Source organism: Pseudomonas fluorescens, from assembly GCF_902498065.1.
Classification (GTDB): Bacteria; Pseudomonadota; Gammaproteobacteria; order Pseudomonadales; family Pseudomonadaceae; genus Aquipseudomonas; species Aquipseudomonas fluorescens_BJ.
In genome coordinates, this window is the sequence record NZ_CABVIR010000001.1 from 918,966 (window position 1) to 932,042 (window position 13,077).

11 protein-coding genes are annotated in these 13,077 nt (G+C 58.0%); 3 read left to right on the forward strand and 8 right to left on the reverse strand.

Features of this window, described 5'->3' with window-relative positions:
• Positions 1-214 precede the first annotated feature (214 nt).
• The 7 genes from F8N43_RS04620 to F8N43_RS04650 form a co-directional block, all read right to left on the reverse strand.
• Positions 215-982: an SDR family oxidoreductase gene (locus F8N43_RS04620; protein WP_150630518.1), complete on the reverse strand. Its 768-nt coding sequence runs from the start codon at positions 980-982 to the stop codon at positions 215-217.
• 38 nt (positions 983-1,020) lie between these two features.
• Positions 1,021-2,088, reverse strand: a complete 1,068-nt coding sequence (locus tag F8N43_RS04625; protein WP_150653276.1) for a phosphotransferase family protein — start codon at positions 2,086-2,088, stop codon at positions 1,021-1,023.
• A gap of 143 nt (positions 2,089-2,231) precedes the next feature.
• On the reverse strand, positions 2,232-3,197 hold the full coding sequence (locus tag F8N43_RS04630; RefSeq protein WP_150639218.1) for a 2-hydroxyacid dehydrogenase: 966 nt from the start codon (positions 3,195-3,197) through the stop codon (positions 2,232-2,234).
• Positions 3,198-3,408: 211 nt separating this feature from the next.
• Positions 3,409-3,849 carry a hypothetical protein gene (locus F8N43_RS04635; RefSeq protein ID WP_150653277.1) on the reverse strand — a complete coding sequence of 147 codons (441 nt, stop codon included), beginning with the start codon at positions 3,847-3,849 and terminating at the stop codon, positions 3,409-3,411.
• A gap of 104 nt (positions 3,850-3,953) precedes the next feature.
• Positions 3,954-4,445, reverse strand: coding sequence for a DUF4822 domain-containing protein (locus F8N43_RS04640; protein ID WP_150630597.1), 492 nt, complete (start codon positions 4,443-4,445; stop codon positions 3,954-3,956).
• Positions 4,446-4,925: 480 nt separating this feature from the next.
• A complete protein-coding gene (locus F8N43_RS04645; RefSeq protein ID WP_150630522.1) occupies positions 4,926-5,510 on the reverse strand; it encodes a TetR/AcrR family transcriptional regulator in 585 nt (194 codons plus the stop codon).
• A gap of 28 nt (positions 5,511-5,538) precedes the next feature.
• Positions 5,539-5,922 (reverse strand): tautomerase family protein, encoded by a 384-nt coding sequence (locus tag F8N43_RS04650; RefSeq protein ID WP_150639216.1) that lies wholly within the window; start codon positions 5,920-5,922, stop codon positions 5,539-5,541.
• Between the two features lie 370 nt (positions 5,923-6,292).
• Between F8N43_RS04650 and F8N43_RS04655 the strand changes: the two genes are divergently transcribed.
• Together F8N43_RS04655 and F8N43_RS04660 are read left to right on the forward strand one after the other, a co-directional pair.
• A complete protein-coding gene (locus F8N43_RS04655; protein ID WP_150653278.1) occupies positions 6,293-7,573 on the forward strand; it encodes a serine/threonine transporter in 1,281 nt (426 codons plus the stop codon).
• 182 nt (positions 7,574-7,755) lie between these two features.
• Positions 7,756-9,426 carry a SulP family inorganic anion transporter gene (locus F8N43_RS04660; protein WP_150639215.1) on the forward strand — a complete coding sequence of 557 codons (1,671 nt, stop codon included), beginning with the start codon at positions 7,756-7,758 and terminating at the stop codon, positions 9,424-9,426.
• A 70-nt stretch (positions 9,427-9,496) separates the two neighbouring features.
• On the opposite strand, the gene acnB is transcribed toward F8N43_RS04660, so the two are convergent.
• The gene (gene acnB, locus F8N43_RS04665) at positions 9,497-12,106 is read right to left on the reverse strand and encodes a bifunctional aconitate hydratase 2/2-methylisocitrate dehydratase (RefSeq protein ID WP_150639225.1); all 2,610 of its coding nucleotides are present in this window, start codon (positions 12,104-12,106) and stop codon (positions 9,497-9,499) included.
• Between the two features lie 408 nt (positions 12,107-12,514).
• Here acnB and F8N43_RS04670 point away from each other — a divergent pair, with 408 nt between their 5' ends.
• Positions 12,515-12,985 (forward strand): DUF1289 domain-containing protein, encoded by a 471-nt coding sequence (locus tag F8N43_RS04670; protein ID WP_008028699.1) that lies wholly within the window; start codon positions 12,515-12,517, stop codon positions 12,983-12,985.
• Positions 12,986-13,077: the final 92 nt, after the last annotated feature.

The following is a 13,077-nucleotide window of genomic DNA, read 5'->3' on the forward strand; positions in this document are numbered from 1 at the left end:
ACCATGGATAAAACCGATGTCATGGGTGACATGAAGGCTGAGGGGGAGGTAACGCGGGTGACTACCACGACCCGCTGCGTCACTCAGTGAGCCAAACGTCTGATCCCTGCAGGAGCAGGCTTGCTGGCGGTGGCGGCGCATCAGTCAACATTGATGTCGCCTGTCGCCAGCAATCCGGCACCTGCAGGTCTGCGTCAGCGCCGAGTATTTCCAATCAGGACAGGAAGCCGCCATCCACGTTCAGCGAAACGCCGGTGGTGTAGCTCGATGCATCACTGGCCAGATAAAGCACTGCACCGGCCATTTCGCTTGGATCCGCCACACGCTTGAGCGGAATCTGCTGCAGCGCAGTGTTCAAGATCGCTTCGTTCTTCACCAGCGCCGAGGCAAATTTGGTGTCGGTCAGGCCAGGCAGCAGGGCGTTGCAGCGAATCCCGAACTGCGCGCATTCCTTGGCAAATACCTTGGTCATGTTGATCACCGCAGCCTTGGTCACCGAATAGATGCCCTGGAAAATCCCCGGCGAGATGCCGTTGATCGACGCCACGTTGATGATGCTGCCACCCCCGTTGTCACGCATCAGCTTGCCGGCTTCAACGGACATGAAAAAGTAGCCGCGGATGTTGACGTCGACAGTTTTCTGGAACGCGCTGAGGTCGGTGTCCAGCACGTTGCAGAACTGCGGGTTGGTCGCCGCGTTGTTGACCAGGATGTCCAGGCGGCCGAACTGTTCGCGGATGCCGGCGAAGACCTGGCTGATCTGTTCCATTTCACCGATGTGGCACGCGACGGCGGTGGCTTTGCCGCCCGCAGCGATGATGGCGTCGGCTACGTGTTGGCAGCCGTCGAGTTTGCGGCTCGAAACGATGACGTGGGCGCCTTGCTGGGCCAGGAGTTTGGCGATGGCTTCACCGATGCCGCGGCTGGCGCCGGAGACGAAAGCGATCTTGCCGTCGAGGTCGAACAACTGAGTCTTGGACATGGGATTCCCTTATGAAAAGTCTTATTAGAGGGCCTGGATCAGAGGCTGGATTTCTGAATGACCTGCAAACTCATCTGCTCCAGCAGTTTGTTCATGTGAATGAACTGTGCGAAGCGTTTGTCCTGGGTCTGACCATGGAAGAAGCGGTAGTAGATCTGCTGCACGATGCCGGCCAGGCGGAATAGGCCGTAGGTGTAGTAGAAATCGAAGTTGTCGATCTGGATGCCGGCGCGTTGGGCGTAGTAATCGACAAATTCGCGGCGGGTCAGCATGCCCGGTGCGTGGCTCGGCTGGCGCCGCATCAGTTGCACCGGCGCCGGGTCGCCGGCTTCGATCCAGTAGGCGAGGGTGTTGCCCAGATCCATCAGCGGATCGCCAAGGGTGGTGAGTTCCCAGTCGAGCACGCCGATGATCTGCATCGGGTTGTTGGGGGCGAGGATCACGTTATCGAAGCGGTAGTCGTTGTGCACGATGCTCGAGGTCGGGTGATCGGCCGGCATCTTGTCGTTGAGCCAGGCTTTTACCGCTTCCCACTGCGGCGCGTCCGGGGTCAGGGCTTTTTCGTAGCGATCGCTCCAGCCTTTGATCTGCCGCGCGACGTAACCTTCAGGTTTGCCGAGGTCACTGAGCCCATAGGCCTTGTAATCGACCTGGTGCAATTCAACGAACTTGTCGATGAAGCTCTTGCACAGGGCTTCGGTTTTCGCCGAATCGAGGCCCAGTTCCGGCGGCAGTTCGGAGCGCAGGATGATTCCGTTGACCCGTTCCATCACGTAGAACTCGGCACCGATCACCGACTCGTCGGTGCAGTGCACGTAGGCTTTGGGGCAATACGGGAAGCCGTCGCGCAATTGATTGAGAATGCGGAATTCGCGCCCCATGTCGTGGGCAGACTTGGCCTTGTGGCCAAACGGCGGCCGACGCAGGACAAACTCCTGTTCGGGGTATTCCAGCAGGTAGGTGAGGTTGGATGCACCGCCAGCAAACTGGCTGATTTGCGGCAAGCCACTGAGGCCTGGAATGTGGGCCTTGAGGTACGGATCGATCAGGCTGGCATCGAGTTCTTCGCCGGAGCGGATACGGGTGGACTGGTCAGTAAGCGCCATGCTTATCCCTTCTGCTTATTCTGGAGGCCTGAGACTATTGGCTAATCTAATGCGCGTACCCGGCACCGACAACCACGATCCGCCCTTATAGGTGAGCGTGTTGCCGGCCAATCATTGCTTTTGATACACCTGTTTGAATGTTGTCACAGCGCTGCCTGATTTGCAGTGGTCGGCAGAGTGACCGGGGTGAGCACCGGTTCGCCGGAAAAGAACGCCATGAGGTTGCGCCCGACCAGTTCGACCGTGCCCTGGGTCGCTTCCGGAGACAGTCCCGCGACGTGCGGCGTGAGAACAACGTTGCCCAAGGCTTTCAAGGCGTCCGGCACCTGAGGTTCGTGGTCGAAGACGTCCAGTGCCGCGCCGGCAATGCGTCGCTGTTCCAGTGCGCTGATCAAATCGGCGGTCACCACGACACTGGCACGAGCGATGTTGATGAGGAAACCGTTGGGACCCAAAGCGTCCAGCACCGGGCGATTGATCAGGTTTCTGGTGCCGAGCCCGCCGGGTGTGGCCACCACCAGGAAATCCGAGACGCGGGCCAGTTCGGTGGGCGTCGAACAGAAGCTGTATGGCACATCGCTGCGATGCTGGCGGTTATGGTAGCTGACCGTCATGTCGAAGCCGTTGGCAGCGCGTTTGGCGATGGCCATGCCGACGGCACCGAGGCCGAGGATTCCCAGGCGTTTGCCGGCGAGGGAAGGGCGCATGATTTTCGGCCACTCGCCCCGTCTGACGGCGGCGTCGCAACGCGGGATATCGCGCACCAGCGAAAGCAGCATCGCCATCGCGTGGTCGGCAACCGAAGAAGCATTGACTCCAGCGCCGTTGGTGACGGTCAGGCCCCGGTCGGCGGCGGCTTGCAGGTCGATGTTTTCGTAGCCCGCCCCGATGACGCAAATGATCTTGAGCGCCGGCAGCGCGGCTATTTCGTCAGCGTACAAACCCAACGGGCCGCGGGTCAGGACCGCATCGATCCGCCCGCCATGGGTGGCAATGGCCTCGGCGCGCTCGGCGGGGGTGGGCGCCAGAATCAGGTGAAAACCCTGATGCTCCAGAATCGGCAAGTAATCATTGATGGTTTCAACCAGTACCAGAACGGTTGCGGGCATTGCTATGCTCCTGTGGTCGTCGTTGCGTTGGGCGCAAAATAGTTTCAGGGTGCTGATCCCCGAGCTGCTTGGCAATGGTCGTCAATCGCAGAGCGGTACTTGCTTAGTCTGGACTGCTTCCCGGAAGAAGCAAATTCACGGTTCAGGGTGGCCGGAGGCCGTGTCACGTCATTGTGCAGCACACTGTAAATTCAGTGTGCTGCCGCAAGTGTCACTGGGCAGTTGGCATTTGTTGTGCCTTGTTTTGTTCCGCCAGCGCTATCGCTTTGAAATCGTAGGTCGGATAAAACTCGGTTCTGTAAGTTCCCCACGCTGTATTTTCGAGTGCAAGGTTTACTTCCGCCAGACGAGAGGCCGGAAGACGGAGTGTGACGACTTGCCCGATGCCCATCATTATGTTCCAGCTAACAACTTCAACGCCGGCAGGTGGAAATGTTTTATAAAATCCTTGCTTGGTTAGCTGAGCTTTTAGTTCACCCAATGGTCTCGACTGATCATGTTTTAAAAACACGGTGAGCATGACAGCATTATCTGGGGTGGCAACGGCAGTTTTTGCAAGGGGGGCGGTTGGGGATTGCGCACTGGCGACTCCGCAGAAGGCCGAGGATATCAGCAGTGTAGATATCAGTACTGTTTTAATTGTTTTTTGCATGTTGAAATTCCGCATTTTCATTCGGGGGATTTAATTTGGTTAAACGATAGTGCTATTAAAGCGAGGTTGGCGGCGTCCGTTTATGTCCGACGGGTTGGCCGGTTTCATCGTGTGATGTTCAGGTCGGACTTCATACTCGACTTTGTATCCACTGTGCCAGTGTACGGGGCATGAACTACATAGATGCGCACAAGTGGGTTGTTGGCGACCATGTCGCGGGGCACTTCGCGAGAATAAGTGAATTCACTTCGATCTAATTTTTCCAGTCTTCTGACAACGGTTTTGGTTGGCCCGATATCGGGTACCAGAATATGGGTTTTATAATCGCCGGTGACAAAGAAGTAACCTCCACCGCCATTGTTGTACTTTGACTCCCCCGTATCGGTGTAAAAAAACTCATAGCGATTGCGCTCGGGATCCCACGTCGATATTCCCACCACGCCAGGATAATTAGCTTTTACGTCCGTTTGTGGCGCTCCCTCTATATAGACCTTGGTTGTCAGCCATCGAGGAGAGGATGCCAGTTCTCGAACGTCGATGGTCGAAGCTTGCTGCGCAAAGCTACCGAGGGGGCAAAGCAGTGCCGTTAGAAGCAGGCATGTAGAAGTAAATTTTTTTTCTGCAAACGGATAACTCCTTGTCTATTGGTCGCTCGCCATCAATCAATGATCGAGATTAAAAGCGCAAAAACTATAAGCCTGGAGTGGGGAGGTGTTCAATAGTTTGGTAGTTGTTTGTAACAATTGGGTATTTTGTTAATGCAGGTAATATTCTGACGCATATGTTTTTATGACTTTGCTGTCGGATTTTTCCTACCTGCCTGCCTACCTGCCGGCATTGCAGGGCGATAGATGTTGCTCGTATTTGCTTCATCTGTTGGCTGAAATATTTTTATACATGACGAAGAGTGGTGATGCAGTGATTGCTTATGTAGTATTTATGTTTGTCATGCCTGAAGTTTGCATGGGGCTGACAATAAATAATCACAAAGTTTGCAAGGGGGGCGGTTATAAACATCCATTGATGCGAGGGGGTTGATGGAGTACTAAAAAAGGTTAATGGTGTGAGGAGCGGATTCAAACTCGGGTCAGAGAGCTCACTGCTGCTTCAAGGATTTCATCGGATAACGGCTCGCCTTGAGTGGCGCGGGCCAAGGTCAGGGCGCCGACCATCAGCGAGAACTGCACCAGCGCTTGCTGATGATCGCGGGCGTCATCGCCGGTGTTCATCAGGGGCGCGAATGTGCCGAGCAAGGAGTCGAGACCTTCCATGAACGTTTGGCGCAGGCCGCTTTCGGCGGTTTCGTGGCACATGTCCCCGGCAAACGCCGCCACCGGGCAGCTGTCGCCCGGATTGTCGCGGCTGGCAGCCGACAGATAGGATTTGATCAAGGCCTGGCGGGCTGTGTTCTTGTCTTCATTGGCGGCGATCCAGTCTTTCCAGCGATCTGCCGATTGCTGGAACGCGCGGCTACTGGCCTCCTGAGCCAAGGCTTCCTTGGACTCGAAATGCCCATAGAAGCCACCATGGGTCAGGCCCGCTGCCGCCATGACATCGATAACGCTGATGCCGTGCACGCCCCGTTCGCGAAACAGCCGCGTAGCCGCCTCGACGATAATCTCGCGGTTGAGTTCGGCTTGCTTGCGGGAAACACGGGGCATTGGCGGCTCACAAAGTTAAGGATGGAGATCAGAGGGCGTACTGGGCGATGCCGTTGCCGAACGACCAGTTCTCTTTTTTCACTTCGACCAGATTAATGAAAATGTCCTCCAGGCGCACCGCCAGTTCAGTGTTGAGGCTCTCGGCGATGGTTTTGTAGAGCAGTTTCTTCTGGTCGACGGTTCGGCCTTCGCTGAGGGTGATCTGAATCACCACCAGCTTGTCGGTGCGGTTGATCCCCAGGTATTGCGGGTCAAAGATGAAGTGTTGCTCGTCGTGTTCGGCGAGGATCTGGAAATTATCGTTTTCCGGTACGCCAATGGCGCTGTGCATGGCGGCGTAGATCAACTGCCCGATGCGTTTGGCGTGGGTGGGGTCCTGATGCTTTTTGATGTCGACGCGAACCAGTGGCATGGGAGGTCTCCGGAAGGAAAGCAGGTTTGATCAAAATACATGACGGATAACCTTTATCAAGAAAGTTTTTTTGTGTGGCGATGAAACGTCGTGACGCAGCTCCTGAAGACAGCCCGAATCCCTGCAGGAGCGAGCTACCGGTCACTGTGATGCTGAATCTGCTGCCGCCATCGCGACCAAGCTCGCTCCTACAGGGATTTATGTCGTCCCCAACGATCTGATCCGCATAACCATTCCTCAGCTAAGTCTTTGCTTCTGCTCATTAATCCCGGACAATCGCGCCCCTGTTTCGGCCAGGGCGCTGCCTGTCGGATTTTTCCGACTCGTCCTGACCGGGTAGCAACTGACCGGAATGCGGAGATCCCACCGGATGAATGATCAGGCCAATAGCGTCAACGAACGCTATGTAGCGGCGAACCCCGTCAGCCTTGAAAGCTGGAATCGCCATGACACCACCTGGATGCTCGGCCTGTTTGGCACGGCCATTGGGGCAGGCACGCTGTTTTTGCCGATCAATGCGGGTCTGGGCGGTTTCTGGCCGTTGTTGATCCTGGCGCTGCTGGCGTTCCCCATGACGTTTTACGCGCACCGTGGCCTGACCCGCTTCGTGTTGTCCGGTCGTGAAGGCGCGGACATCACTGAAGTGGTGGAAGAACATTTCGGCATCAAGGCCGGTGCGCTGATCACCTTGCTGTATTTCTTCGCGATCTTCCCGATCCTGCTGATTTACAGCGTGGCCCTGACCAACACCGTGGGCAGTTTCCTCGAACATCAACTGCACATCATGCCGCCACCGCGCGCCGTGCTGTCGTTCGTGCTGATCCTCGGCCTGCTGGCGGTGGTGCGTTGCGGCGAGCAGGTGATCGTCAAGGCGATGAGCCTGATGGTCTATCCGTTCATCGTGGCGTTGCTGTTTCTGGCGGTGTTCCTGGTTCCACACTGGAACGGCGGCATCCTCACCACGGCATCGACGTTGCCTGAGCCGTCGGCGCTGCTGCACACCTTGTGGCTGGCGATTCCGGTGATGGTGTTCTCGTTCAACCACTCGCCGATCATCTCGGCGTTCGCGGTGGACCAGAAGCGGCGCTACGGCGAGCACGCCGAAGAGCGCAGCTCGCAGATCCTGTCCCGCGCGCACGTATTGATGGTGGTGATGGTGCTGTTCTTCGTGTTCAGCTGCGTGCTGACCTTGTCGCCGGCGCAACTGGCGGAAGCGAAGGCGCAGAACTTGTCGATTCTGTCGTACCTGGCCAACCACTTCAGCAACCCGACCATCGCGTTTGCGGCACCATTGATTGCCTTTGTGGCGATTTCCAAGTCGTTCCTGGGGCACTACATCGGTGCCAGCGAAGGTCTGAAAGGCCTGATCGTGAAGAGCGGCAAGCGTCCAGCGCCGAAGACCCTGGACCGTATGACCGCGGCGTTCATGCTGGTGGTGTGCTGGATTGTGGCGACGCTGAACCCGAGCATTCTGGGAATGATCGAAACCCTCGGCGGCCCGATCATTGCGGCGATTCTGTTCCTGATGCCGATGTATGCAATCCGCAAAGTGCCGGCGATGGCACGTTTCCGTGGTCAAGCGTCCAATGTGTTTGTGACGGCGGTTGGTCTGGTGGCTATTTCGGCGTTGATTTATTCGCTGAGTGCTTGATTTCTGCTGTTTGCTTGGTTGATGAAATTACGGCTGATCCGCGTTGCGGGTTGGCCGTTTTTTTGTTTGGCACACGGGTTCGAGGATGATTTGACCTGATCCAGAACAGCTGTCCCCCGAGATAAAAGGCTAAGCTGCGGCTGCATCGGCGCGGCGTAGAGCGCTGTCACTGGAGACGCTTCATGGCTCGTGCCCCTGGCGCATCGGCGCAACCCCGTGCCGATACACCCCACCGTTGGCTGGACATAATGGCCGGCCTGTCGATTGCCGGTCTGTTGCTGCCCGAGGCGGTCGCCTATTCAAGCATTGCCTCGTTACCGCCACAGGCCGGGGTGATTGCCTTGTTTGCCGGGCTGCTGTGTTACGGACTGTTCGGCACCAGCCGGTTTGCCATTGTTTCCGCAACCTCGTCGTCAGCGGCCGTTCTGGCTGCCGCCACCGCCACGCTGGCCAATGGCGATTCTGCCTTGCGCATGACCTTGGCGATCGGTCTGGTACTGGTGACCGGTGGTTACTTCCTGTTGGCCGGGTTATTCAAACTCGGCAGCGTCACTTCATTTATCGCCAAACCGGTGCTGCGCGGCTTTGCATTGGGGCTGGCCGTGACCATCATCCTCAAGCAAGTGGCGAGCATCGTCGATGTTCGCTTGAGCACCGGCAACGTGATCCGCTTCCTGCCGCAACTGCTGGAGCAGTGGCCGCAGTGGAATAAAGTCGGGGCATTGGTCGCGGCGGTGGCATTGCTGTTGTTGTGGCTGTGCGCGCGGGTCAAGCGTTTGCCCGGCGGCTTGCTGGTGGTGGCGCTCGGCATCGCGGCGGGCCAATGGCTGAACCTGCCGGCCTACGGGGTCAAACTGATCGGCGTTATCGATTTGAGTCTTGAGGTACCGCAGCTCCCGGTGTTGCCGTTCACCGACTGGTTGCGCCTGGGTGAACTGGCGTTCGCCATGGTGATGATTCTGTATGCAGAGTCTTTCGGCTCGATCAGTTCGTTCGCACTCAAACACGGCGACCGCGTCTCTTCCAACCGCGATCTGCTGGCCCTCGGTGCGGCCAATCTTCTATCGGGGCTGTTTCATGGCATGCCCGCAGGCGCCGGTTACTCGGCGACATCGGCCAATGAAGCGGCGGGCGCCAATTCGCGACTGGCCGGGGCGGTGGCGGCGGGGGTGGTGTTGCTCATTGTCCTGACGGTGTTGCCGTGGATCGCCCTGACTCCCGAGCCGGTGCTGGCCGCCATCGTCATTCATGCCTTGGCCCGCGGCTTGAGCCTCCAACCGTTGGGCCGGTATTTCATCTGGCGCCGCGACCGCCTGCTGGTGATCTGCGCGGTGGCAGCGGTGCTGGTGCTGGGCGTGCTGGACGGTTTACTGCTGGCGGTGGCGATCAGCGTGGTGCTGATGCTCAAGCAGATGTCGTCGGCTGATATCCAGGTATTGGGGCAAATGGCGGGAGGTCACGATTTTGTTGATCTGCATCGACATCCCGAGGCGAAGGAAATCCCCGGTGTGCTGATCGTGCGGCCCAGCGAGGCGCTGTTTTTCGCCAACGTGGAACGCATTCTCGGCGGTGCATTGCGCTTGGCGCGGCACGCGGAGCCACCGGTGCATACGGTTATTCTGAGTCTCGAAGAGTCGCCCGACCTGGACGGCACCAGCATCGAAGCACTGGAGGCGTTCTTCATGCAGGTGCGCGCCGAGGACAAACTGCTGATTCTGGCGCGGCTCAAGCATCAGGCAAAAGGGGTGCTGGCGAAGTTGCCGATTCAGGAACTGGAGCAGGTGATTCTCAGTGGGCTGAGTGTCGATGGCGCAGTTCAACAAGCCCTCAAGCCAACCACATTACCTGTGTGAGCGAGCCTTTCGGACATAAAAAAACGCCGCTCATCTCACGATGGGCGGCGTTTTTTACAGCGTTGTAACGTTAGGCTTGAACGACCGGGATATTGGCGTTCGCAGCAGCCTCACGGAACTCGGCGATCTGGTCGAAGGACAGGTAGCGGTAAACATCAGCCGCCATGCTGTCGATCTTGCCAGCGTATTCCATGTACTCCTCGACGGTCGGCAGGCGACCCAGGATGGACGCAACGGACGCCAGCTCGGCCGAAGCCAGGTAGACGTTCGCGCCGTCACCCAGACGGTTCGGGAAGTTACGAGTCGACGTCGACACCACAGTGGAGTTCGGCTCTACACGTGCCTGGTTACCCATGCACAGCGAGCAGCCTGGCATTTCCATGCGTGCGCCGGCTTTGCCGTAGATGCCGTAGTAGCCTTCTTCGGTCAGTTGGTGAGCGTCCATTTTGGTCGGCGGCGACAGCCACAGACGGGTTGGCAGCTGACCTTTGACCTGATCCAGCAGTTTACCGGCAGCGCGGAAGTGACCGATGTTGGTCATGCACGAACCGATGAACACTTCGTCGATCTTCTCGCCAGCAACGCTGGACAGCAGGCGGGCGTCGTCCGGATCGTTCGGCGCGCAGAGCACAGGCTCTTTGATGTCGGCCAGGTCGATTTCGATGACTTCAGCGTATTCGGCGTCAGCATCGGCAACCATCAACTCAGGGTTGGCAACCCAGGCTTCCATCGCTTGAGCACGACGTTCCAGGGTGCGCGCATCGCCGTAGCCTTCGCCGATCATCCAGCGCAGCAGGGTGATGTTGGAGTTCAGGTACTCGGTGATCGATTCTTTCGACAGCTTGATAGTGCAACCGGCAGCCGAACGTTCAGCCGAGGCGTCGGACAGCTCGAAAGCCTGCTCGATGCTCAGGTTGTCCAGGCCTTCGATTTCCAGGATGCGGCCGGAGAAGGCGTTCTTCTTGCCTTTCTTCTCGACGGTCAGCAGGCCGGCCTGAATCGCGAAGTAAGGAATGGCATGAACCAGGTCACGCAGGGTGACGCCCGGTTGCATTTTGCCTTTGAAGCGCACCAGGATCGATTCCGGCATGTCCAGCGGCATAACGCCGGTGGCCGCAGCAAACGCAACCAGACCGGAGCCGGCCGGGAACGAAATGCCCATCGGGAAACGGGTGTGCGAGTCACCACCGGTACCGACGGTGTCCGGCAGCAGCATACGGTTCAGCCAGCTGTGGATGATGCCGTCGCCCGGACGCAGGGAAACGCCGCCGCGGGTCATGATGAAGTCTGGCAGGGTGTGGTGGGTGGTCACGTCGATCGGCTTGGGGTAAGCCGCGGTGTGGCAGAAGGACTGCATCACCAGATCGGTCGAGAAGCCCAGGCACGCCAGGTCTTTCAGTTCGTCACGGGTCATAGGACCGGTGGTGTCCTGAGAGCCGACGGTGGTCATTTTCGGTTCGCAGTACGTACCTGGACGAACACCTTTGCCTTCTGGCAGGCCGCACGCCTTGCCGACCATTTTCTGTGCCAGGGTGAAGCCCTTGCCGGTGTCGACAGGTGCTTCTGGCAGTTTGAACAGATCGGTAGGGCCCAGGCCCAGCTCGGCACGCGCCTTGTCGGTCAGACCGCGACCAATGATCAGCGGAATACGGCCGCCGGCACGAACTTCGTCCAACAGAACCGGGGTCTTCATTTCGAAGGTGGTCAGGACTTCGTCGGTGCCGTGTTTGCAGACTTTGCCAGCATGCGGATACAGGTCGATCACATCGCCCATGTTCATGTTGGTCACGTCGAATTCGATCGGCAGTGCGCCAGCATCTTCCATGGTGTTGTAGAAGATCGGAGCGATCTTGCTGCCGAAGCAGAAGCCGCCAGCACGCTTGTTCGGCACGTAAGGAACGTCGTCGCCGAAGAACCACAGCACCGAGTTGGTCGCCGATTTACGCGAAGAACCGGTACCGACCACGTCACCGACGTAGGCGATAGGGAAGCCTTGACCGCGCATTTCTTCGATCTGCTTCATCGGGCCAGTAACGCCCTGGACGTCAGGCACGATGCCTTCGCGGGCCATTTTCAGCATGGCGAGGGCGTGCAGCGGGATGTCCGGGCGGGACCAGGCGTCCGGAGCAGGGGACAGGTCGTCGGTGTTGGTTTCGCCGGTGACCTTGAACACGCGCAGGCTGATCTTGTCGGCCAGGACAGGGCGGTTGCGGAACCACTCGCCGTCAGCCCAGGACTGGATAACGCCTTTGGCGTGTTCGTTGCCGTTGCGGGCTTTTTCCGCGACGTCGTGGAACGCATCGAACATCAGCAGGGTGTGCTTGAGCTGAGCGGCAGCGACAGGGGCCAGTGTGGCGTCGTCGAGCAGGTCAACCAGGGTCACGATGTTGTAGCCGCCCTGCATGGTGCCGAGCAGTTCTACAGCGCGTTTCTTGTCGATCAGAGGGGAAGTGGCTTCGCCTTTGGCCAGGGCAGACAGGAAACCGGCCTTTACATAGGCCGCTTCGTCCACGCCAGGTGGAATGCGATTGGTGATCAGGTCAACGAGGAAAGCTTCTTCGCCAGCCGGGGGATTCTTCAGCAGCTCAACCAGGCCTGCAGTTTGTTCGGCGTTAAGCGGCTGGGGAACGATACCCAGTGCTGCGCGCTCTTCGATATGTTTGCGGTAGGCTTCAAGCACAGTTATTACCCTCATCAGTGGTCCCAAATGGGTGTCCGGGACGCTCATCCCGAAATTGCCGTACTCATGCGCTGCGTGGCGTTGTGGGCCACTTAGCCAGAATTACCGACAATTCCTTACAGAAGCTGCTTTCAAAGTTTTACGCCTGCAGAACGGGGAGCTGATGAGGGTTGGCGTTGGGCTTTTCCCCGCTGGAAAAACCCTTCGCCAACACCGCTCTGAAGGAACGACTGTGCTCGTGACGCTTTGAAAACAGCTTCTAACGGACATTGGCGCCTTAAAAGGCTGGCTGATTCTACGGCAAAAAAAATATAAAGGTAAGTTAGCCCCTCAAGATTGAGGGGTGATCAATGTTAGACAAAGGGCTAACATGCCGGCCTGTTCTGCTTTCCCGTGTTCTCCTGACCTATGCCCAATCAGACCATCAAGACCCCCTGCGTCGGCCTTTGCTCCACTGTTTACGGTGACCTGGTCTGCCGTGGCTGCAAGCGTTTCCACCATGAAGTGATCAACTGGAACGGTTACAACGAGGAGGAGAAGCGCGCGGTATGGCTGCGGCTCGAGCAGTTGTTGTCCCAGGTGATGGCCAGCAAGCTGGAGGTTTTCGATCCCCAACGCCTGCGTCTGCAACTGGAGCAGCGCAAGATTCGCTTTGTGCCGCATCAGTCGGAATATTGCTGGGCCTATCAGTTGATCGCCCGAGGCGCGCGGGTGATCAACAATCTGGAGGCCTACGGGATGGTGTTGATGCCGGAGTTTCGCGACTGGAACCTGCCGGAGTTGCGCGATGCGATTGATCGGGAGTTCTTTTTGCTCTCGGAGGCGCATTACCAGCGGTACATTGCGCCGGGTTTCCTCAAAGACGCTTTCGGCGGCTGAAAAGCATCGCGGGCAAGCCCGCTCCCACAGGGATTAGCAGTGAACGCATAAATGTGTTCCAACATGATCCACTGTGGGAGCGGGCTTGCCCG

Coding starts and splice junctions, on each gene's coding strand:
- F8N43_RS04635 (WP_150653277.1), bottom strand. CDS start 3,849: ATGCAAAAAACAATTAAAACAGTACTGATATCTACACTGCTGATATCC.
- F8N43_RS04625 (WP_150653276.1), bottom strand. CDS start 2,088: ATGGCGCTTACTGACCAGTCCACCCGTATCCGCTCCGGCGAAGAACTC.
- F8N43_RS04655 (WP_150653278.1), top strand. CDS start 6,293: ATGAATGATCAGGCCAATAGCGTCAACGAACGCTATGTAGCGGCGAAC.
- F8N43_RS04660 (WP_150639215.1), top strand. CDS start 7,756: ATGGCTCGTGCCCCTGGCGCATCGGCGCAACCCCGTGCCGATACACCC.
- F8N43_RS04670 (WP_008028699.1), top strand. CDS start 12,515: ATGCCCAATCAGACCATCAAGACCCCCTGCGTCGGCCTTTGCTCCACT.
- F8N43_RS04650 (WP_150639216.1), bottom strand. CDS start 5,922: ATGCCACTGGTTCGCGTCGACATCAAAAAGCATCAGGACCCCACCCAC.
- F8N43_RS04620 (WP_150630518.1), bottom strand. CDS start 982: ATGTCCAAGACTCAGTTGTTCGACCTCGACGGCAAGATCGCTTTCGTC.
- F8N43_RS04645 (WP_150630522.1), bottom strand. CDS start 5,510: ATGCCCCGTGTTTCCCGCAAGCAAGCCGAACTCAACCGCGAGATTATC.
- F8N43_RS04630 (WP_150639218.1), bottom strand. CDS start 3,197: ATGCCCGCAACCGTTCTGGTACTGGTTGAAACCATCAATGATTACTTG.